At 72.3% G+C, this 19,624-nt stretch carries 21 protein-coding genes and 1 pseudogene; 13 read left to right on the plus strand and 9 right to left on the minus strand.

Translation table 11 applies throughout. From position 1 onward, the window contains the following. A pseudogene (locus UW392_RS65530) lies at nucleotides 1-137 on the plus strand (cytochrome P450); the annotation flags it as partial. After that, nucleotides 134-667, plus strand: a complete 534-nt coding sequence (locus tag UW392_RS65535) for a cupin domain-containing protein (protein ID WP_320784991.1) — start codon at nucleotides 134-136, stop codon at nucleotides 665-667. The pseudogene UW392_RS65530 and the gene UW392_RS65535, both read left to right, overlap by 4 nt. A gap of 32 nt (nucleotides 668-699) precedes the next feature. Here UW392_RS65535 and UW392_RS65540 read toward each other — a convergent pair whose 3' ends face one another. Then, entirely contained in the window at nucleotides 700-1,926 is a 1,227-nt protein-coding gene (locus UW392_RS65540) for an acyl-CoA dehydrogenase family protein (RefSeq protein ID WP_320784992.1), read from the minus strand. A 170-nt stretch (nucleotides 1,927-2,096) separates the two neighbouring features. Here UW392_RS65540 and UW392_RS65545 point away from each other — a divergent pair, with 170 nt between their 5' ends. After that, complete coding sequence (locus UW392_RS65545) at nucleotides 2,097-2,741, plus strand: TetR family transcriptional regulator (RefSeq protein WP_320784993.1); 645 nt, start codon at nucleotides 2,097-2,099, stop codon at nucleotides 2,739-2,741. Nucleotides 2,742-2,799: 58 nt separating this feature from the next. Here UW392_RS65545 and def read toward each other — a convergent pair whose 3' ends face one another. Then, complete coding sequence (def, locus tag UW392_RS65550) at nucleotides 2,800-3,339, minus strand: peptide deformylase (protein ID WP_320784994.1); 540 nt, start codon at nucleotides 3,337-3,339, stop codon at nucleotides 2,800-2,802. A gap of 149 nt (nucleotides 3,340-3,488) precedes the next feature. Between def and UW392_RS65555 the strand changes: the two genes are divergently transcribed. The 5 genes from UW392_RS65555 to UW392_RS65575 all read left to right on the plus strand — a co-directional run bounded on the left by UW392_RS65555 (nucleotide 3,489) and on the right by UW392_RS65575 (nucleotide 7,979). After that, entirely contained in the window at nucleotides 3,489-4,727 is a 1,239-nt protein-coding gene (locus UW392_RS65555; protein ID WP_320784995.1) for a MurT ligase domain-containing protein, read from the plus strand. Between the two features lie 19 nt (nucleotides 4,728-4,746). Then, on the plus strand, nucleotides 4,747-5,475 hold the full coding sequence (locus UW392_RS65560; RefSeq protein WP_320784996.1) for a glutamine amidotransferase: 729 nt from the start codon (nucleotides 4,747-4,749) through the stop codon (nucleotides 5,473-5,475). Nucleotides 5,476-5,640: 165 nt separating this feature from the next. Further along, entirely contained in the window at nucleotides 5,641-6,666 is a 1,026-nt protein-coding gene (locus tag UW392_RS65565; protein WP_320784997.1) for a 6-phosphofructokinase, read from the plus strand. Between the two features lie 99 nt (nucleotides 6,667-6,765). Further along, a complete protein-coding gene (locus UW392_RS65570) occupies nucleotides 6,766-7,716 on the plus strand; it encodes a cytochrome c oxidase assembly protein (RefSeq protein ID WP_320784998.1) in 951 nt (316 codons plus the stop codon). A gap of 104 nt (nucleotides 7,717-7,820) precedes the next feature. After that, a complete protein-coding gene (locus tag UW392_RS65575) occupies nucleotides 7,821-7,979 on the plus strand; it encodes a hypothetical protein (protein ID WP_320784999.1) in 159 nt (52 codons plus the stop codon). 21 nt (nucleotides 7,980-8,000) lie between these two features. Here the strand turns inward: UW392_RS65575 and UW392_RS65580 are convergent, their stop codons facing one another. The 4 genes from UW392_RS65580 to UW392_RS65595 are packed head-to-tail and all read right to left on the minus strand — an operon-like array spanning nucleotide 8,001 to nucleotide 12,093. After that, a complete protein-coding gene (locus UW392_RS65580) occupies nucleotides 8,001-9,218 on the minus strand; it encodes a sensor histidine kinase (protein ID WP_320785011.1) in 1,218 nt (405 codons plus the stop codon). Between the two features lie 11 nt (nucleotides 9,219-9,229). Beyond that, complete coding sequence (locus UW392_RS65585) at nucleotides 9,230-10,978, minus strand: cation acetate symporter (protein ID WP_320785000.1); 1,749 nt, start codon at nucleotides 10,976-10,978, stop codon at nucleotides 9,230-9,232. A gap of 3 nt (nucleotides 10,979-10,981) precedes the next feature. Further along, the gene (locus tag UW392_RS65590) at nucleotides 10,982-11,341 is read right to left on the minus strand and encodes a hypothetical protein (protein WP_320785001.1); all 360 of its coding nucleotides are present in this window, start codon (nucleotides 11,339-11,341) and stop codon (nucleotides 10,982-10,984) included. A 2-nt stretch (nucleotides 11,342-11,343) separates the two neighbouring features. Beyond that, nucleotides 11,344-12,093: a LytTR family DNA-binding domain-containing protein gene (locus UW392_RS65595; protein ID WP_320785002.1), complete on the minus strand. Its 750-nt coding sequence runs from the start codon at nucleotides 12,091-12,093 to the stop codon at nucleotides 11,344-11,346. A gap of 75 nt (nucleotides 12,094-12,168) precedes the next feature. On the opposite strand from UW392_RS65595, the gene UW392_RS65600 reads away from it, so the two are divergent. The 3 genes from UW392_RS65600 (at nucleotide 12,169) to rocD (ending at nucleotide 14,927) form a co-directional block, all read left to right on the plus strand. After that, on the plus strand, nucleotides 12,169-12,651 hold the full coding sequence (locus UW392_RS65600) for an Lrp/AsnC family transcriptional regulator (RefSeq protein WP_320785003.1): 483 nt from the start codon (nucleotides 12,169-12,171) through the stop codon (nucleotides 12,649-12,651). Nucleotides 12,652-12,855: 204 nt separating this feature from the next. After that, complete coding sequence (ddaH, locus tag UW392_RS65605; RefSeq protein WP_320785004.1) at nucleotides 12,856-13,686, plus strand: dimethylargininase; 831 nt, start codon at nucleotides 12,856-12,858, stop codon at nucleotides 13,684-13,686. After that, nucleotides 13,683-14,927, plus strand: coding sequence for an ornithine--oxo-acid transaminase (gene rocD, locus UW392_RS65610; RefSeq protein WP_320785005.1), 1,245 nt, complete (start codon nucleotides 13,683-13,685; stop codon nucleotides 14,925-14,927). Before ddaH ends, rocD begins: the two co-directional genes overlap by 4 nt. Here the strand turns inward: rocD and UW392_RS65615 are convergent. Further along, nucleotides 14,863-16,665 (minus strand): ROK family protein, encoded by a 1,803-nt coding sequence (locus UW392_RS65615; RefSeq protein WP_320785006.1) that lies wholly within the window; start codon nucleotides 16,663-16,665, stop codon nucleotides 14,863-14,865. The genes rocD and UW392_RS65615 overlap by 65 nt on opposite strands. A 144-nt stretch (nucleotides 16,666-16,809) precedes the next feature. Here UW392_RS65615 and UW392_RS65620 point away from each other — a divergent pair, with 144 nt between their 5' ends. After that, entirely contained in the window at nucleotides 16,810-17,607 is a 798-nt protein-coding gene (locus UW392_RS65620) for a hypothetical protein (protein ID WP_320785007.1), read from the plus strand. On the opposite strand, the gene UW392_RS65625 is transcribed toward UW392_RS65620, so the two are convergent. After that, nucleotides 17,567-17,857 (minus strand): hypothetical protein, encoded by a 291-nt coding sequence (locus UW392_RS65625; protein WP_320785008.1) that lies wholly within the window; start codon nucleotides 17,855-17,857, stop codon nucleotides 17,567-17,569. The genes UW392_RS65620 and UW392_RS65625 overlap by 41 nt on opposite strands. 409 nt (nucleotides 17,858-18,266) lie before the next feature. Between UW392_RS65625 and UW392_RS65630 the strand changes: the two genes are divergently transcribed. Next, entirely contained in the window at nucleotides 18,267-18,983 is a 717-nt protein-coding gene (locus UW392_RS65630) for a lysophospholipid acyltransferase family protein (RefSeq protein ID WP_320785009.1), read from the plus strand. Between the two features lie 18 nt (nucleotides 18,984-19,001). Here the strand turns inward: UW392_RS65630 and UW392_RS65635 are convergent. Beyond that, nucleotides 19,002-19,624, minus strand: a 623-nt coding sequence (locus tag UW392_RS65635; protein ID WP_320785010.1) for an urease accessory protein UreD, incomplete at its 5' end; no start/stop codon positions are given.

Consider the following 19,624-nt stretch of genomic DNA (forward strand, 5'->3'; position numbering starts at 1 on the left):
GGCTGGAGGCCGAGCTGCTGGTGGACACGCTCGTCGACCGGCTGCCCGGGCTCCGGCTCGCGGTCCCGCCCGAGGAGGTGCCGTGGCGGCGGGGCGCACTGATCCGGGGGCCCGAGGCCCTGCCCGTCACCTGGTGACCGCGCTCCTCCCGCCACCCGAGGGGCTGCTCGTGCCACCGGGCCACGGCCGCACGGTCCGCACCCCCGCGCAGGACGTGACGTTCAAGGTGACCGGCACGCACTCACGCATGGCGTCCAGCTTCGAGGTGGTCGTCCCGCCCGGCTTCGACGTAGGCGCCCATGTGCACACCCACAGCGAGGAGCTGTTCTACGTGCTCGAGGGCGAGCTGGACGTGCTCGCCTTCGAGCCGCGGGTGCGGACCCCGGACGGCTGGCAGCGCTGGGAGTCCCACGCGGGCAACCGGGTGGTGCGGGCGACCCCGGGGACGGTGATCGCGGTCCCGCCGGGCTGCCCGCACGCGTTCGCCAACCCCACCGGCGCCCCGGCGAAGATGTTCTTCCAGGCGTCCCCGCCCCCGGACCACGAGCGGTACTTCGAGGAACTGCTGCGGATCCTCGACGCCGGCGGCCCACCGGACCGCACGGCGATCGAGGAGCTGCGAGCGCGGTACGACATCGAACAGCTCACCCCGCTCCGGCACCACTGACCCCGTGCGGGCGGCCGCGGGATCCGGCGGGATCACCGGATCGGCATCCCCGACAGCGTCCGGGCGATGACCAGCCGCTGGATCTCGCTGGTGCCCTCGAAGATCGTGTAAATAGCGCTGTCCCTGTGCATCCGCTCCACCGGGTACTCCCGCGTGTACCCGTTGCCGCCGAGGATCTGGACCGCCTGCGCGGTCACCTTCTTCGCGGTCTCGCTGGCGAACAGCTTCGACATGGAGCCCTCGGCCGCGGTGAACGGCTTGCCGTTGACCGCCATCCAGGAGGCGCGCCAGGTCAGCAGCCGGGCCGCGTCGATCGACGTGCGCATGTCCGCGAGCTGGAAGGCCACGCCCTGGTTGTCGATGATCGGCCGGCCGAACTGCTCCCGGGTCCGCGCGTAGTCCAGGGCCACCTCGTACGCGGCGCGCGCGGTGCCCACCGCCATCGCCGCGACCGCCGGACGGGACGCCTCGAAGGTGGCCATCGCGGCGTTCTTCACACGCTCACCACCCTTCCTGGCCCGCTCCCGGGCCCGCGCCAGGCGCTCGTCCAGCTTCTCCTTGCCGCCGAGCAGGCAGGAGCCGGGCACGCGGACGCCGTCCAGGACGACCTCGGCGGTGTGCGAGGCGCGGATGCCGTGCTTCTTGAACTTCTGGCCCTGGGACAGGCCGGGCGTGCCCGGCGGGACGATGAAGGAGGCGTGGCCCTTGGAGCCGAGCTCCGGGTCGACGACCGCGACGACCACGTGCACGTTGGCTATGCCGCCGTTGGTCGCCCACGTCTTTGTGCCGTCGATCACCCACTCGTCCGTGGCCTCGTCGTACACGGCACGCGTGCGCATGGAGGCCACGTCGGAGCCGGCGTCGGGCTCGGAGGAACAGAAAGCGGCCACTTTGACGTCGTTCACGGCGCCGTACATCTGGGGGATCCAGGTGCCGATCTGTTCGTCGGTGCCGTTGGCGAGGACGCCCACGGCGGCGAGGCCGGTGCCGACGATGGACAGGGCGATGCCCGCGTCACCCCAGAACAGTTCCTCCATCGCCATGGGAATGCCGAGACCGGTGGGGTCGAAGTACTGCTGGGCGTAGAAGTCCAGGGAATAGATGCCGACCTTGGCGGCCTCCTGGATGACCGGCCAGGGGGTCTCCTCACGCTCGTCCCACTCGGCGGCCGCGGGGCGGATCACGTCGGCCGCGAAGCCGTGGAGCCAGTCCCGGACCTCCTTCTGTTCGTCGCTCAGCTCCATGGTGAATTCGGCCATGACCCCTCCAGCACTGCATTGGGTATTACCTGCGGTAACTGGAGTCTGTTACCGGTCGGTAGGATAAGTCAACTCCCGATACGTCCTCGTCAGCTCGTTCGATCGGATGGTGCTCATGAGTGTTAGTTTGCGCAGGCATCACCGATTCAGTACGGGTGGGGGAGAGACGCATGGACACCACGCAGCGGACCGATCAGGAACGGTCCGCCGACCGCCGTCGGCGCGAGCTGCTGGAGGCCGCCGACAGAGTGGTGCTCCGCGACGGCCCCGGGGCCTCGATGAACGCCATCGCCGCCGAGGCCGGGATCACCAAGCCGATCCTCTACCGGCACTTCGGCGACAAGGGCGGGCTGTACGCGGCCCTCGCCCAGCGCCACACGGACGCCCTCCTCGACTCGCTGCGGGCCGCGCTGGACGCCCCGGCCGAGCGCCGTGAGCGGGTCGAGCAGACGCTCGACACCTATCTGGCCGCCATCGAGCTACGTCCTCAGGTGTACCGCTTCCTGATGCATCCCGCGGAGGGGGCCACCCAGGGGGAACAGGTCTTCGACATCGGCAGGCACTCCGCCCCCCTGCTGCGCCGCATGGGCGAGGAACTGGGCAAGGTCATAGAGGAACGGCTCGACCTCGGCCCGGACGGCGCGCGGCTCTCCCTGATCTGGGGGCACGGCATCGTCGGCATGATGCACGCGGCCGGCGACTGGTGGCTCGGCGAACGCCCCTGTTCCCGCGCGGAACTGGTGCGCAGCCTGGCGGACCTGCTGTGGGGCCGGCTGGCGGCCGCCGGCGACCGGGTCGGCGGACCCGGCTTCTGACACGCGGCGCGCGCGACCGCGCCACGGACTCCCGGCACCGTACGGCTCCGTGGCGCGGTCAGCGGCCCCAGGGTGCCCGCGCGGCCTGCCGCAGCACCCGCCGGCTGCGCCAGCCGGAGAGGCGGTCCACGTACAGCAGGCCGTCCAGGTGGTCGCACTCGTGCTGCAGGCACCGGGCGAAGAAGCCGGTGCCACGCACCCGTACCGGGTCGCCGTCCACGGTGACGCCCTCGACGACCGCCTCGTCATGACGTTCGGTGCCCGCCTCCAGGCCCGGCAGCGACAGACAGCCCTCCGGTCCGCGCAGGACCAGCCCGTCCACCTCCACGAGCCGCGGGTTGACCACGTGTCCGACGTGCCGGACCTCCTCGTCGTCCGGGCAGTCGTAGACGAACACCCGGCGCGGATCGCCCACCTGGTTCGCGGCCAGGCCCACACCGCGGGCCGCGTACATCGTGGCGAAGAGGTCCTGCACAAGACTCTCCAGACCGGCACCGAAGTCCACCACTTCTTCACACGGCGCCTGCAGAACGGGGTCCCCGAGGAGGGTGAGGGGCCGTACGCGCCCTCGGGCGCCGGGGATCGAACCGTGTCGCATGGCCGTAAGGGTACGGTCCTTCGAGCCGCCCGGACGCCGGGGCGGCGGACGCGATTCGGGTGTGCGAGTGGATCTCGATAGGCTGAGGTCCGCACCACGTGGCCGAACAGGTTCAGGCGCGGCGCGCACGCAAGGAGGATCGAGAACTGATGGCAGGCAACTCGGACCCGCTCACGCCGCGGGCCAAGCTGGCCGTGACGGCGGGCAAAGCCGTCGCGGCGGCATCGCGCGCGGCTGGTCGCGGCAGTGGGTCGGTGATCGGCGGCAAGGTGGCGCTCCGGCTCGACCCCGACCTCCTCGCACGCCTCGCCCAGAACCTGGACTGTGTCCTCGTCTCGGCGACCAACGGCAAGACCACGACCACCCGCCTGATCGCGGAGGCGCTCCGCGCCGCGGGCCCGGTCGTGTCCAACGCGCTGGGCGCCAACATGCCCGCGGGCATCACCTCCGCGCTGGCGGGCGGCTCCGACGCCAAGTTCGCGGTCATAGAGGTCGACGAGAAGTACCTGGCCGGAGTGGCCCGGGACACGTCACCCAAGTGCATCGCCCTGCTCAACCTCTCGCGCGACCAGCTCGACCGGGCCGCCGAGACCCGCATGCTCGCCGAGAACTGGCGCGAGGGCCTGGCCGGTTCCAAGGCCGTCATCGTCGCCAACTGCGACGACCCGCTGGTGGTGTGGGCGGCGTCCTCCTCCCCCAACGTGATCTGGGTCGCGGCCGGGCAGATGTGGAAGGACGACGCCTGGTCCTGCCCGTCCTGCGGCGGTGTGATGCAGCGCCCCGGCGACGACTGGTTCTGCAACGAGTGCGGCTTCCGCCGGCCCACGCCCAGCTGGGCGCTCTCCGGCGACCACGTCCTCGACCCGCACGGCTCCGCCTGGCCGATCCACCTCCAGCTGCCGGGCCGCGCCAACAAGGCCAACGCCGCCTCCTCGGCCGCCGTCGCCGCCGTCTTCGGGGTGCCGCCGCAGGTCGCCCTGGAGCGCATGTACCAGGTGCAGGCGGTGGCCGGCCGCTACGACGTGGTGCAGTTCATGCAGCGCGACCTGAGGCTGCTGCTCGCCAAGAACCCGGCCGGCTGGCTGGAGACGTTCTCGCTGATCGACCCGCCGCCGGCGCCGGTCATCCTCTCGGTCAACGCACGCGGCGCCGACGGCACCGACACCTCCTGGCTGTGGGACGTCGACTACACGCGGCTGACCGGCCACCCGATCTTCGTGGTCGGCGACCGCAAGCTCGACCTCGCGGTGCGCCTGGAGGTGGCCAACCAGCACTTCCAGGTCTGCGACAACGTCGACCAGGCCGTGCAGATGTGCCCGCCCGGCCGGATCGAGGTCATCGCGAACTACACCGCGTTCCAGGACCTGCGCCGCCGCGTCGGCAACTGACGAGACTCAGGGGACTTTTGTGAGCGACAACCAACTGCGGGTCGTCTGGGTCTACCCGGACCTGCTCAGCACCTACGGCGACCAGGGCAACGTGCTGGTCGTCGAGCGCCGGGCGCGCCAGCGCGGCCTGGACGTGGCCCGCCTGGACGTGCGCAGCGACCAGCCGATCCCGACCTCCGGCGACATCTACCTGATCGGCGGCGGCGAGGACCGTCCGCAGCGGCTCGCGGCCGAGCGGCTGCGCCGGGACGGCCAGCTGTACCGGGCCGTGGAGAACGGCGCGATCGTGTTCTCGGTCTGCGCCGGCTACCAGATCCTCGGCCACGAGTTCATCAACGACCTCGGCCAGCGCGAGCCCGGTCTCGGACTCCTCGACATCACCACCACCCGCGGCGAGGGCGAGCGCTGCGTGGGTGACGTGCTGGGCGACATAGACCCGCGGCTCGGGCTGCCGCCGCTGACGGGCTTCGAGAACCACCAGGGCATCACCCACCTCGGCCCCACCGCGCGCCCCCTGGCCCGGGTGCGCATCGGCAACGGCAACGGCACGGGCGACGGCACCGAGGGCGCGTTCAACGACACGGTCTTCGGGACGTACATGCACGGGCCCGTGCTCGCCCGCAACCCGCTGATCGCGGACCTGCTGCTGAAGCTCGCGCTCGACGTCAACGCGCTGCCGCCGGTCGACGACCGCTGGTACGAGGCGCTGCGCGGCGAGCGGATCTCGGCCGCCGAGCAGCCCGCGTGACACCCCTCGCCGGTCCCTTCTGACACGGCGGCCGCTCACCTGTGCGGGGGTGTCCGGAAGACGGACGCGCCGTACGGCCGGGGCCCCGCACGCCTATAGGGTGACGGGGTCCCGCCGGACAGTGACGTCCGGCTACCGGCCCATGTGGAGAAGGTAATTCGGGCTATGCGCATTGGTGTCCTCACGTCCGGTGGCGACTGCCCCGGGCTGAACGCCGTCATCCGGTCCGTCGTGCACCGTGCCGTGGTCGACCACGGTGACGAGGTCATCGGCTTCCGGGACGGCTGGAAGGGTCTCCTGGAGTGCGACTACCTCAAGCTCGACCTCGACGCGGTGAGCGGCATCCTCGCTCGCGGCGGCACGATCCTGGGGTCCTCCCGGGTCCGTCCCGAGCACCTGCGGGACGGCGTGGAGCGGGCCAGAGGGCACCTCGAGGAGCTCGGCCTCGACGCGGTCATCCCGATCGGCGGTGAGGGCACCCTCAAGGCCGCACGGCTGCTCGCGGACAACGGCCTGCCGATCGTCGGCGTGCCGAAGACCATCGACAACGACATCGCGGTGACCGACGTCACCTTCGGCTTCGACACGGCCGTGGGCGTGGCGACCGAGGCGCTGGACCGGCTGAAGACGACCGCCGAGTCGCACCAGCGCGTCCTCATCGTGGAGGTGATGGGCCGGCACACCGGCTGGATCGCCCTGCACTCCGGCATGGCGGCCGGCGCACACGCCGTCGTCGTGCCCGAGCGGCCCTTCGACATCGACGAGCTGACCGCCAAGGTCCGCGAGCGGTTCGACCAGGGCAAGCGGTTCGCGATCGTGGTGGCCGCCGAGGGCGCCAAGCCCCGGCCCGGCACCATGGACTTCGACGAGGGCGGCAAGGACGTCTACGGCCACGAGCGCTTCGCCGGGGTGGCCCGCCAGCTCTCCGTCGAGCTGGAGCGGCGCCTCGGCAAGGAGGCCCGCCCCGTCATCCTCGGGCACGTCCAGCGCGGCGGCACCCCCACCGCGTACGACCGCGTCCTCGCCACCCGGTTCGGCTGGCACGCGGTGGAGGCCGTGCACCGCGCCGAGTTCGGCACGATGACCGCGCTGCACGGCACCGACATCGTGATGGTGCCGCTCGCGCAGGCCGTGGAGACGCTGAAGACCGTCCCCGAGGACCGGTACACCGAGGCGGAGTGCGTGCTCTGACACCGTGCCCGGCCGCCCCCCGGTGCCGAGCGCCCCGGGGGGCGGTTCTAATCTGGTGCGGACAGACAGCACAACCCGTACGAATTCAGGAGCCGCGGGATGGATCACAGCGGGCACGGCACGTCGATGGACCTGCCGCCGTTCACGCTGGCGCGGGGGCTCGCGTGGTCGCCGGACACGTTCTTCCTCGTCGGCTGCCTGGTGGTGCTCGCCCTGTACGGGTGGGGGGTCGCCCGGCTGGTCCGGCGCGGTGACAAGTGGCCGGTGAACCGCACGCTCTGGTTCACCGGCGGTGTGCTGCTCATCCTGCTGATGATGTGCACCGGGCTGAACGACTACGGCATGGTCATGTTCAGCGTGCACATGGTGCAGCACATGGTGATCAGCATGCTGGCGCCCATCCTGCTGCTGCTCGGCGGCCCCATCACCCTGGCGCTGCGCGCGCTGCCGACGGCCGGGCGGGGCCGCAAGGGACCGCGCGAGCTGCTGCTCATGCTGCTGCACAGCCGGTACATGCGGGTGATCACGCATCCCGTCTTCACGATCCCGATGTTCATCGCGAGCCTGTACGGGCTGTACTTCACCCCGCTCTTCGACTTCCTCATGGAGTCGAGGCCGGGGCACATCGTGATGATGCTCCACTTCCTCCTCGTCGGCCTGACGTTCTTCTGGCCGATCATGGGCGTCGACCCGGGACCGCACCGCCCGGGCTACCTGATGCGGATGCTGGAGCTGTTCGCGGGCATGCCGTTCCACGCGTTCTTCGGCATCGCGCTGATGATGGGCTCCACGGCGATGGTCGGGACGTACGCGGATCCCCCGGCCTCGCTGGGCATCGACGCGCTCGCCGACCAGAACGCGGCCGGCGGCATCGCCTGGGCGTTCAGCGAGATCCCGTCGGTGCTCGTGCTGATCGCGCTGCTCTTCCAGTGGTACCGCTCCGACCAGCGGCAGGCGAAGCGCCAGGACCGCGCCGCCGACCGCGACGGTGACAAGGAGCTCGAGGCGTACAACGCCTACCTGGCCTCGCTCCACGCCCGTGGTCGGTGACACCCATTTTCCCGGAGCCGGGCGTCGCATCGGTTCCTGAACGGTGTTCGAACACGGAACCGGGGCACCATGGAGGAGGATCACCTCTCCAGAAGGGTGCCGCGATGCCCGGTTCCACGAAGACCATGGGAGTGCTCACCGTCAGCGGGCTGGTCGTGGTGACGGCCTACACGGTGGCCCTCGGCTCCAACGGCTGGCTCTGGTTCGGCTGGGTCGTCCTCGGCCTGCTCACCCTCGGCATGGTGATGTCGCGCAGCGCCTGAGAGCCGCACCGGCTCCGCGCCTCACTCACGGGGCAGCCGGCCACCCGAATGGACGCCCGGCTGGTACTTGGGCAGCCTGGCGGTGATCTTCATGCCCGCCCCGACCGCGGTCTCGATGACGAGGCCGTGGTCGTCGCCGTACACCTGGCGGAGCCGCTCGTCGACGTTGCCCAGGCCGATGCCGCCCGAGGGGCCGACCTCGCCCGCGAGGATGCGGCGCAGCAGGTCGGGGTCCATCCCCGCGCCGTCGTCCTCGATGACGACGAGCGCCTCGGCGCCCGCGTCCTGCGCGGTGATGCTGATGTGGCTCCTGCTGCCGGCGGGCACGGTCCTGCCCTCCAGGCCGTGCTTGACGGCGTTCTCCACGAGCGGCTGCAGACAGAGGAAGGGCAGCGCGACCGGCAGCACCTCGGGGGCTATCTGCAGGGTGACCGCCAGCCGGTCGCCGAAACGGGCCCGGACGAGCGCCAGGTAGTGGTCGATGGCGTGCAGCTCCTCGGCGAGGGTGGTGAAGTCGCCGTGCCGCCGGAACGAGTACCGGGTGAAGTCGGCGAACTCCAGCAGCAGCTCGCGGGCCCGCTCCGGGTCGGTGCGCACGAACGAGGCGATCACGGCCAGCGAGTTGAAGATGAAGTGCGGGGAGATCTGCGCGCGCAGGGCCCTGATCTCGGCCTCGATGAGCCGGGTGCGGGAGCGGTCCAGGTCGGCCAGTTCCAGCTGGACGGAGACCCAGCGGGCGACCTCCCCGGCGGCGCGGACCAGGACGGCGGACTCGCCGGGCGCGCAGGCGACGAGCGCGCCGTGCACGCGGTCGTCGACGGTGAGGGGCGCGACGACGGCCCAGCGCAGCGGGCAGTCCGGCTCGTCGCAGGTCAGCCGGAAGGCCTCGCCGCGGCCGGTCTCCAGGGGGCCGGCGAGCCGTTCGACGATCTGCGTGCGGTGGTGCTCCCCCAGGCCGTCCCAGGCGAGGACCGTCTCGTGGTCGGTGAGGAGCAGCGCGTCCGTACCGAGCAGGGTGCGCAGCCGCCGGGCCGCCTTGCGGGCCGTCTCCTCGGTGAGGCCCGCGCGCAGCGGCGGCGCGGCGAGGGACGCGGTGTGCAGGGTCTCGAAGGTGGCGTGCTCGACGGGCGTGCCGAGCCCGGCGAGGGTGCGGGTGCGCGCGGTCCGCCTGCCCAGCCAGAATCCGGCGGTGAGCAGCGGCAGCGCGGCCACGCACAGCCCCGCGACGAAGGCGCTGATCTCCCCCGCGCTCATGCGTCCGCCCGGGTGTCGGTCTCGGGGACGGCCCCGCGCACCTGGCCGCCGGCGAGCTCCTCCGGCAGGTGGAAGCGGGCCAGGATGGCCGGTGTACCGGCGGGTACCTTCCCCGGTGTCGCCAGCGACACCAGCACCATGGTCAGGAACGACAGGGGCACCGACCACAGCGCGGGCCAGGCGAGCAGCGCGTGCAGGTCGCCCCCCGCGGGATAGCCGGCCATGGTCGCCGCGACCGCGACCAGCGCGGATCCCCCGCCGACGAGCATGCCGGCGGCCGCGCCCGGCGGGGTGAGCCGCCGCCACCAGATGCCGAGCACGAGCAGCGGGCAGAAGGAGGACGCGGAGACGGCGAAGGCGAGCCCCACCGCGTCGGCCACGGGCAGCCCGCCCACCAGCACGCTCGCCGCGAGCGGCACGGCCATCGCGAGGACGGTGCCGAGCCGGAAGTGCCGTACGCCGCGGGAGGGCAGCACGTCCTGGGTGAGGACGCCCGCGACGGCCATGGTCAGCCCGGACGCGGTGGACAGGAACGCGGCGAACGCCCCGCCCGCGACGAGCGCGCCCAGCAGGTCGCCGCCGAGCCCGCCGATCATCCGGTCCGGCAGCAGCAGGACGGCCGCGTCGGCGTCGCCGGTGAGGGCCAGCTCGGGGGCGTAGAGCCGGCCGAGGGCGCCGTAGACGGGCGGGAGCAGGTAGAAGGCGCCGACCAGGCCGAGGACGACGACCGTGGTGCGGCGGGCGGCGACGCCGTGCGGGCTGGTGTAGAAGCGGACGACGACGTGGGGCAGGCCCATGGTGCCGAGGAAGGTAGCGATGATCAGTCCGTAGGTGGCGTACAGGGGGCGCTGTTCGCGGCCCGCGGCGAGCGAGTCCGACATGCCGTCGTCGACGCCGCGCTCGGCGACGGGCACGGGGTCGCCCGCGGTGAACGTCAGCTCCGTGCCGCGGTCGACGCGGTGGGTGCCGGCGGGCAGGTGGACGAGCTCGCCCGCGTAGCGGCGGCCGTCGACCGTGCCGGTGGCGGTGACGCCGAGGGGGCGTTCGAGGCGCAGGTCGAGGGTCTCGTCGACGCGGACGACGCGCTGCTCGCGGAAGGCCGCCGGTTCGTCGAAGACGTGCCGGTGGGCGCCGTCGGACTGCCAGGCGAGGACGAGGAAGAGGGCGGGCACGAGCAGGGCGGTGAGTTTCAGCCAGTACTGGAAGGCCTGCACGAAGGTGATGCTGCGCATGCCGCCCGCGGCGACCGTGGCGACCACCACGGCCGCGACGATGACTCCGCCGAGCCAGTCGGGCGCGCCGGTGAGCACGGTGAGCGTCAGCCCGGCGCCCTGGAGCTGGGGCAGCAGGTACAGCCAGCCGACGCCGACCACGAAGGCCCCCGCGAGCCGTCGGACCGCCGGGGAGGCGAGCCGGGCCTCGGCGAAGTCGGGCAGCGTGTACGCGCCGGAGCGGCGCAGCGGGGCGGCGACGAAGAGCAGCAGCACCAGGTAGCCGGCGGTGTAGCCGACCGGGTACCAGAGCATGTCGGGGCCCTGGACGAGGACGAGTCCCGCGATGCCGAGGAAGGAGGCGGCGGACAGGTACTCGCCGCTGATCGCGGCCGCGTTGAGGCGGGGGCCGACGGTGCGGGAGGCGACGTAGAAGTCGGAGGTCGTCCGGGAGATGCGCAGGCCGAACGCGCCGACAAGGACGGTGGCGACCACGACGAGGGCGACGGCGGGGACGGCGTAGTTCTCGTTCAACGGTCAGCGGTCCTCGACCAGCCGGACGAGGTCCCGCTCGTTGCGCTCGGCGCGGCGTACGTGCCAGAGGGCGAGCAGCACCAGCGGCGGGTAGACGCAGAAGCCGAGCACCACCCAGGCGAGCCCGGCGCTGTCCGGTACCGCGGCGAACAACAGCGGCAGCGGCCCCACCAGCAGCACGAGCACGCCGAAGACGCCGAGGGCGGTCCGCAGCTGGCTGCGCATGAGCGAGCGGACGTAGGTGTGGCCGAGGGTGGTCTGCTCGTCGATCTCGGTGCGGGGGCGGTAGTAGCCGGGGTTGCGTCCGCCGCGGCGGGGCGGGGCGGTGACGACGACACGGCGTTCGGCGGGGTCGTGGGGCACCGTCACGGCCTCCGCATCAGCAGGTCGCGCAGTTCGCGGGTGTGCCGGCGGCTGACCTGGAGCTCGACCGGGCCGACGAGCACGCTCACCGTGCCCGCGTCCAGCCGCAGCTCGGCGATGTGGCGCAGGGCGACGAGGTGGCGGCGGTGGATGCGCACGAAGCCGCGGGCCCGCCAGCGCTCCTCCAGCGTGGACAGCGGGATGCGCACCAGGTGGCTGCCCTGGGTGGTGTGCAGGCGCGCGTAGTCGCCCTGGGCCTCGGCGTGGGTGATGTCGTCGACGGGGACGAACCGGGTGACGCCGCCGAGCTCGACGGGGATGTGGTCCGGGTCGGGTTCGTGCACGGGGATCAGGGGGCGCGCGTCCCGGTGTTCGGCGGCCCGGCGCACGGCTTCGGCGAGGCGCTCCTTGCGCACCGGCTTGAGCACGTAGTCGACGGCCTTGAGGTCGAAGGCCTGGACGGCGAAGTCCTCGTGGGCGGTGACGAACACGACGAGCGGCGGGGCGGCGAGGCCGGTGAGCAGCCGGGCCAGGTCGAGGCCGTCGAGGCCGGGCATCTGGATGTCGAGGAAGACGACGTCGATGGCCTCGGCCCCGCCGGGACCGGAGGTGAGGGCCCGGTTGATGCGGCGCAGCGCCCCGGTGGCGTCGTCGGCGCCCTCCGCGCTGCCGACGCGCGGATCCGCGTTCAGCAGGTAGAGGAGTTCCTCCAGCGAGGGGCGTTCGTCGTCGACGGCGAGGGCGCGCAGCATGCGTGGAGTGTAGGAGCTATTCGTACGTCTGGACATGTGCCCCGCGTGGTCGTCGGCGCTGGATACAGTGCGGCCATGGACAGCAGGCCGGCGCCGTTCGACGAGCTCGACCGGAAGATCGTGACCGCCCTGATGGCGAACGCCCGGACCAGTTTCGCGGAGATCGGCGCGGTGGTGGGGCTGTCGGCGACGGCCGTGAAGCGGCGGGTGGACCGGTTGCGCGAGACCGGTGTGATCACCGGGTTCGCGGCCACGGTGCGGCCCTCGGCGCTGGGCTGGCGCACGGAGGCGTACGTGGAGGTGTACTGCGAGGGCGCGGCGCCGCCCCGGCGGCTGGCGGAGGTGGTGCGCAACCATCCGGAGATCGTGGCCGCGATGACGGTGACCGGGGGCGCGGACGCGCTGCTGCACGTACGGGCGCGGGACGTGGAGCACTTCGAGGAGGTGCTGGAGCGCATCCGGACGGAGCCGTTCATCCGCAAGACCGTGAGCTGCATGGTGCTGTCGCACCTGCTGCCGGACAGCCCGGAGGCGGGTGCCAGCCAACCGGCGCCCTGAGCTTGTGTCATATCCCCGGCCGGGCGCGCGACGCCTGGCGGGGGATAGGACACAGGCTCTGACGGCGCAGCAGACGTGCGCTGAGGCTCCGCACGACGCAGGAATCGTGCGCGGGAAAGCAGCTTTCGTCACTTGTCGCCCGTACGTGCCGCTTCCTACCGTGGTGTCCTCTCGACCACCCGCAGGAAGCGGAGGTAACACTCTGTGTCCGTCAGTCGTGTGCCGAGCAGGCGGCGCTACCTCGTCTGCGAACCCCGGCACTTCGCCGTGCGTTACGCGATCAACCCCTGGATGCACCCCGACCGCCCCGTCGACGTCGATCTCGCCCGCGGCCAGTGGGCCGAGCTGATCGGCGCCTACCGCGCCCACGGCCACACCGTGGAGACCGCGGAACCGGTCGCGGGCCTGCCCGACATGGTCTTCGCGGCCAATGCCGCGCTGGTGCTGGGGGGCCGGGTCCTCGGTTCCCTCTTCCACGCTCCCGAACGGCGCCCCGAGTCCACCGCCTACGAGACCTGGTTCAAGGCCGCCGGCTACGACGTGCACCGGCCGGAGTCGGTGTGCGAGGGCGAGGGCGACCTGGTGCCGGCCGGCCGCTGGGTGCTGGCCGGCACGGGCTTCCGTACGACCCGGGAGGCGCACCGTGAGGCGCAGGAGTTCTTCGGGGTCCCGGTGATCAGCCTCCAGCTGGTGGATCCGTGGTTCTACCACCTGGACACGGCGCTGTTCGTGCTCGACGACGGGGCCGGCGGGGGCGAGGCGAACATCGCCTACTGGCCGGAGGCGTTCTCGCCGGGCAGCCGCGAGGTCCTCGCCCGGCTGTACCCGGACGCGGTGCTCGCCACCCGTGCGGACGCGCACGCGTTCGGGCTGAACGCCGTCTCCGACGGCCGTCACGTCTTCCTCCCGCCGGGCGCCGGTGAGCTCGCCGCCCGGCTCGCGCACCACGGTTACGTCCCCGTCCCCGTCGACCTGTCGGAGTTCCACAAGGCCGGCGGGGGCATCAAGTGCTGCACCCAGGAGATACGCCGATGACCGCTGTCGTTCCGTCGCCCGCCGCCGCCCCCGCACGTTCGTCCGCCGAGCTGATCCGCGCCGAGGAACCGGTCCTGGCGCACACCTACCACCCGCTGCCGGTGGTCGTCGCGCGGGCCGAGGGCGCCTGGGTGGAGGACGTCGAGGGCCGCCGCTACCTGGACATGCTGGCGGGCTACTCGGCCCTCAACTTCGGCCACCGCCACCCGGCGCTCGTCGAGGCGGCGCACCGCCAGCTGGACCGGCTCACCCTCACCTCGCGCGCCTTCCACAACGACCGTCTCGCCGCCTTCGCGGAGGGGCTGGCCGCGCTGACGGGCCTTGACATGGTGCTGCCGATGAACACCGGCGCCGAGGCCGTGGAGAGCGCCGTGAAGGTGGCCCGCAAGTGGGCGTACGAGGTGAAGGGCGTGCCCGCGGACCGGGCGACGGTCGTGGTGGCGGAGAACAACTTCCACGGCCGGACGACGACGATCGTCGGCTTCTCGACGGACCCGGTGGCCCGGGACGGCTTCGGCCCGTTCACGCCGGGCTTCCGCGTCGTCCCCTACAACGACCTGGCCGCGCTGGAGCGGGCCGTGGACGACACGACGGCGGCGGTGCTGATCGAGCCGGTGCAGGGCGAGGCGGGCGTGATCGTCCCGGACGACGGCTATCTGCGGGGCGTGCGCGAGCTCACCCGCCGGGCCGGCTGCCTGTTCGTCGCGGACGAGATCCAGTCGGGCCTCGGCCGCACCGGGCGGACCCTCGCCGTCGAGCACGAGGGCGTCCTGCCCGACCTGGTGCTGCTGGGCAAGGCGCTGGGCGGCGGCATCGTGCCGGTGTCGGCGGTGGTGGGGCGCCGGGACGTGCTGGAGGTGCTGCGGCCGGGCGAGCACGGGTCGACGTTCGGCGGCAACCCACTGGCCGCGGCGGTCGGGACGGCGGTCGTGGAGCTGCTGGGGACGGGCGAGTTCCAACGGCGGGCGACCGAACTGGGCGTCGTCCTGCGCGAGGGCCTTGAGGCGCTGGTGGGCAAGGGCGTCGTGGGCTTCCGGGCACGCGGGCTGTGGGCGGGCGTCGACATCGACCCCGCCGTCGGCACCGGCCGCGCGATCGGCGAGCGGCTCCTGGACGAGGGCGTCCTGGTGAAGGACACTCACGGCTCCACCGTCCGGCTGGCCCCGCCGCTCACCGTCACCGCCGATGAGCTGCGGGCCGCGTTGGATGCGCTGGCGAAGGTGGTGAACCGGGCAGGCTGAGACAGGTGCTGAGCCGACCGGACGTCAGGTGCGCCTGCTCGGCGCGTACGTTCCGGCCGGGGGGAGCGAACTGCTCGATGATGCAGGCCGCCGCGGCGGCGGCGCTCTCCGCGTCGTCCACCTGACGGACGACGAACTGGCAGTCGTCCGCGCCGGTGGAGAACGCGTGGTCGTTGACGGTCCGTTCCATGGCGCTCATGTACAGGCCCGCGGTGCCGCGCGGGGTCGTGTCCGCCCCGTTGCGGAAGGACCGGGGTGCACCGACGAGGGACGGCGGGCCGACGAGCACGACGGTGGACGGGTTGAACAGGTTGACGAGGGTGGCGACGCCCCGCCCCAGCGCCTCCCCCGCACGGTCCAGGACCGTGCGGACGGCGCCGCCCGGAGCGGTCGCGTCGCCGTCCTCGACGGCGGCGTCGAACCCTCCGTGGAAGCCGTCCCCCGCGAGCGTCCTGGCCATGGCGGCCGGGGCGGTCACGCTCTCCAGACAACCGTGGCTCCCACAGCGGCACTTGACCTTCGCGGTGTCGCCGTCGGCCTCGACGGGGATGTGGCCCAGCTCCCCGGCCATGCCGCGCGCCCCGCGGAACACCCGCCCGTTCAGGACGAGGGACGCTCCGACGCCTCCGTCGGTGATCAGGACGACGGCCATGCTCTCGTCGTCGATGCCCCCGATGAACCGCTCCCGTACGGCCAGGGCGTTGGCGTCGTTCTCCAGCACCACGGGCACGTCGACGCGCTGCTGTACCAGCGCGGCCAGCGGGAACCGCCGCCAGCCGGCGTGGGGCGAGTTCACGATCGTGCCGCGGTGCACATGTCCGCCGATGCCCATGCCCACCCCGACCAGCTGTTCCAGCCCGGGGTGCAGCTCCTCCCGCAGCTCGTCGATCAGGTCCAGGATGCACGCCAGTACATGGCCCTGGTCGAGATCGGACAGCGGTGTCACGACCGGTCCGGAGGTGATGCGGCCGAGCATGTCGGTGACGACACCGATCAGCCGGCTGGAGCTGTCCATGCCGTCGGAGACGATGGTGATGCCGATGGCCCGCTGGTGCAGCAGCCCGCCGCGGGCGGCACCGGGCGGACCGGGCCACGCGGACGACGACCGCTCGTGCGGCCGGCCCCGGTCCGGGCCCTCTTCCGCCGGACCCTCCTGCTCCGGCCGTCCCTCCGGCGGCCGTGCCCCCTTCGGCCACCCGTCCGGTGACCGCGCCTCCTCCGCCTCGCCCTCCTGGAGCAACTCGTCGAGGGTGGGCACCTGTCCGCCGGCCGCGATCTCGTGCTCGCCGCGCTCGATGCTGTGGCGGATGCGCGAGAGGTTGCGCTCGACGAGCTGTTCCACCCACTGCAGGGTGACGGGGACGAGGAGGGCGACGGCCTCGCCGCCGTGGGTGACGACCAGCGCCTCGCGCGCCGCGGCGGCCTCTTCGATACGGGTGCCGGACAACCCGCGGATCGTCACCCGGGCGGGCGCCCGGCGTCCCGCGGGGCGGGGTTCCTCGGCGGCCAGGTCGTCCAGCGCGGCGGAACCGCCCGCCGCCGCGTCCCGCTGCCCCTCCCGGGTGTTCTGCAGGATGCGGGTGAGGTTCTGGTCGACCAGACGCTCCACCGTCGTCTGCTTCAACGGCATCAGGACCCCGGCGAGCACGCGTCCGTTGGTGATCCCCAGTACGTCGCCCCGGTCGGCGGCGGCCTTGATGAGATCGCCGGACACCTCCCGGATTCCGATGGTCTCCATGGATCCTCTCCCTGGGCCAAAGGCGCCGCGCACACGAGGTGCGGACAGGCGGCTGTCGTTCTCCACACCCAGCGTGTAGCCTGCGCGTAGCCGTCGTCAACCGTTGACGACACTTTTCTCGGCCCGTCGTCGAAGGGGGCCAGGATGGCCGGCAGCTTCGCTCCGGAGGCCCCGCCACCGTCGGCATCGGGGTACGCGGCCGCCCTGGACGCGCTGCGCTCCACCGCCAAGTGGCTGCTCACCGCCTTCGCCGGGATCGCGGCGGCACTGACGGCGAGCCTCCAGCTCACCGACCTGGGCCGGCTGCCACCCACCTCGTGGCGCCTGTGGGCGGCGGTCGCCGGCATCGCCACCGCACTGGCCGCCCTGGCGTACATGGCGAACAGCGCCTCCGCCGTCCTCACCCAGGACTGGGTCACCCTCAACACCTTCACGGACCGGGACATCGAGTCGCAGTTCCAGGACGTGCCCGGCCACGCGCGGCGCCGCCGCTTCGACAGCGTGGCCCGGCACATCGAGGACAGCCGCCACGAGTTGTACGGCCACGTGGCCCCCGACCTGCCCACCCTCCACCGCCGGCTCCGCGAGGCCGACGAGGAGATCCACTCCGCCACCGGGCCCGCGACCCGGGAGGCGGCGGCACACCGGGCGGCCGAACTGCGCGCCGCGGCCCGCGAGGTGGTCCAGTGCGCCAACTACCACGCGACGCTGGAGCGTTACCTGCGCATGAAGGTCCGGCTGGCCTGGGCGTCACTCGTCGCGGCCGTCGCGCTCGGCACGTTCGCCTACGCCTCCCACCCGCCCGCGTCCCACACCCCCGTCGACATCCGCATCCACGTGGCGGGCCGCACCACGCCCCTCCCTTCCGCCGCCACGCCCCGAGACCTGCCCCTGGCGGACGTCAGAAAGGCTGGGCCTCACTCGCGGTCAGTATGTCCATGACCATGACGCCGCGTTCGGTGTCGTACTGTTTGATCTCGAATTCGTCCATCTGCCGGAAGACAATCAGGTAGCCGATGGGCAGCAGCATGGCGCGGAATCCCTCCGGCGTCATGCGCACTCCCACGACGGGGAAGTGATTTCCGTTTCCGAAGGCGGACTTGAGCGCGTCGGCCAGGTCCTGCCGCTCGGCTCTCCCCATCTCCCGCAAGAACTGCTTGGCCGATCCTGCCAGCCGTATCTGTTGCTCCATACATCCCCCTACGAGCGTCCCACAGTGTAGGCCCCGCATCTCCGGCGTTAACAGCCCTTCCACCGACTTCCGGTATTCCGCCCCGCAGCGACCGGAAATCCTCCCGCGCACCCACTGCCTCATATCTGTTCCACCGGCACGCAGTGAATCGATACGCCACCGCAATACGTCACCGATGGGCAACAAATCCGGCTCGCCATAACGATGTATCGGTCATGTGTTCCGTAAACAACCGCGGCATTATCGCGTGCCCTCGCCGCCGTCCCGGGTACCCGGCCCACACCGCGTCCCCTGCCCGTCACACGGTTCCCGCCGACCGCGCACGCACATACACTGGCACCCCTTCCGTACCCGCTGACCTGCTAGAACGCGGCGGTTGAGCCGATCCGCCAGAGTGAGGAGCGACCCCTTGTTCTACTACCTGCTCAAACACGTGATCCTCGGGCCGCTGCTGAGACTGACCTTCCGGCCCCGTATCGAGGGCCTCGAGCACGTCCCGGAGTCCGGCGCGGCCATCATCGCGGGCAACCACCTCTCGTTCTCGGACCACTTCCTGATGCCCGCGGTACTGAAGCGCCGCATCACCTTCCTGGCGAAGGCCGAGTACTTCACGGGCCCCGGCGTCAAGGGACGCCTGACGGCCGCCTTCTTCCGCAGCGCCGGACAGATCCCGGTCGACCGCTCCGGCAAGGACGCGGGCCGGGCCGCGATCCGGGAGGGACTCGGGGTCCTGCGCCGGGGCGAGCTGCTCGGCGTCTATCCCGAGGGCACCCGTTCGCACGACGGCCGCCTGTACAAGGGCAAGGTCGGCGTCGCGGTCATGGCGCTGAAGGGCCGGGTGCCCGTGATCCCCTGCGCGATGATCGGCACCTTCGAGGCCCAGCCGCCCGGCAAGAAGATCCCGAGCATCCACCCGGTGGTCATCCGCTTCGGCAAGCCCCTCGACTTCTCCCGCTACGCCGGCATGGAGGACGAGAAGGCGATCCTGCGCGCCGTCACCGACGAGATCATGTACGCCATCCTGTCGCTCTCCGAGCAGGAGTACGTGGACAAGTACGCGGCGGTCGCCAAGGCGGAGGACGCCGAGCGGAAGGAACGCAGGTTCCCGCGCATGCCGCTCAGCTGACGCACCGGCGTGCGCCGCTCAGCCGAGCGCGGCCAGGGCCTCGTCCAGCACCCGCCGCAGCCGCAGCGCGTCGTCCGCGAGGGCGGTCACGAGGGCGGCGGGCCCGGCGAGCGGGGTGAGGGCGGCGCACTCGCCGAGGACCCGGGCCTCGGGGGCGCGCTGCGCGTACTCGGGCCGCACGACGAGGAGTTGCCCGAGTGCGCGGTACCCGGCCAGCACGGCGGGTCCGTCCCAGCCGCCCGGCGCGCCCGGCCCGCAGGCCAGCTCCTGGTCGAGGAGCGGCCGGGCCGCCAGGCGCACGGTGAGCCGGCTGGTGAGCCGTCCGGGTTCCTCGCCCGCGCGGCCGAGGACCTGTTCCTCGCGGAGGACCAGCCGGGCGCCGGAAGCGAGTTCGACGCGCGTGGAGACGTACAGCTCGCTGCCCGCCGCCGAGATCAACTGCTCGGGCAGCCAGCGCAGCTCGCCCCCGGCGGCCACGTCGAGCCGTACGTCGTAGCGCGCCTCGCCCTTGGCCTGCCCCGGCAGGGCGAGGGTGGCCGCGGCCGACCCGACGTGCAGCCGGGCCCCCGCGGCGGCCCGCGCCTCCACGGTGAAGCGGTCCCCGCCCAGCGGCCCGCTCATGGCGCCGACGAGCAGCACGC

It is taken from the genome of Streptomyces sp. CRN 30, assembly GCF_034105845.1.

Bases quoted from the DNA above. Each gene is read 5' to 3' on its own strand.
- UW392_RS65540 (WP_320784992.1), bottom strand. From the start codon at position 1,926: ATGGCCGAATTCACCATGGAGCTGAGCGACGAACAGAAGGAGGTCCGG.
- UW392_RS65545 (WP_320784993.1), top strand. From the start codon at position 2,097: ATGGACACCACGCAGCGGACCGATCAGGAACGGTCCGCCGACCGCCGT.
- def (WP_320784994.1), bottom strand. From the start codon at position 3,339: ATGCGACACGGTTCGATCCCCGGCGCCCGAGGGCGCGTACGGCCCCTC.
- UW392_RS65555 (WP_320784995.1), top strand. From the start codon at position 3,489: ATGGCAGGCAACTCGGACCCGCTCACGCCGCGGGCCAAGCTGGCCGTG.
- UW392_RS65565 (WP_320784997.1), top strand. From the start codon at position 5,641: ATGCGCATTGGTGTCCTCACGTCCGGTGGCGACTGCCCCGGGCTGAAC.
- UW392_RS65570 (WP_320784998.1), top strand. From the start codon at position 6,766: ATGGATCACAGCGGGCACGGCACGTCGATGGACCTGCCGCCGTTCACG.
- UW392_RS65575 (WP_320784999.1), top strand. From the start codon at position 7,821: ATGCCCGGTTCCACGAAGACCATGGGAGTGCTCACCGTCAGCGGGCTG.
- UW392_RS65595 (WP_320785002.1), bottom strand. From the start codon at position 12,093: ATGCTGCGCGCCCTCGCCGTCGACGACGAACGCCCCTCGCTGGAGGAA.
- UW392_RS65600 (WP_320785003.1), top strand. From the start codon at position 12,169: ATGGACAGCAGGCCGGCGCCGTTCGACGAGCTCGACCGGAAGATCGTG.
- rocD (WP_320785005.1), top strand. From the start codon at position 13,683: ATGACCGCTGTCGTTCCGTCGCCCGCCGCCGCCCCCGCACGTTCGTCC.
- UW392_RS65615 (WP_320785006.1), bottom strand. From the start codon at position 16,665: ATGGAGACCATCGGAATCCGGGAGGTGTCCGGCGATCTCATCAAGGCC.
- UW392_RS65620 (WP_320785007.1), top strand. From the start codon at position 16,810: ATGGCCGGCAGCTTCGCTCCGGAGGCCCCGCCACCGTCGGCATCGGGG.
- UW392_RS65625 (WP_320785008.1), bottom strand. From the start codon at position 17,857: ATGGAGCAACAGATACGGCTGGCAGGATCGGCCAAGCAGTTCTTGCGG.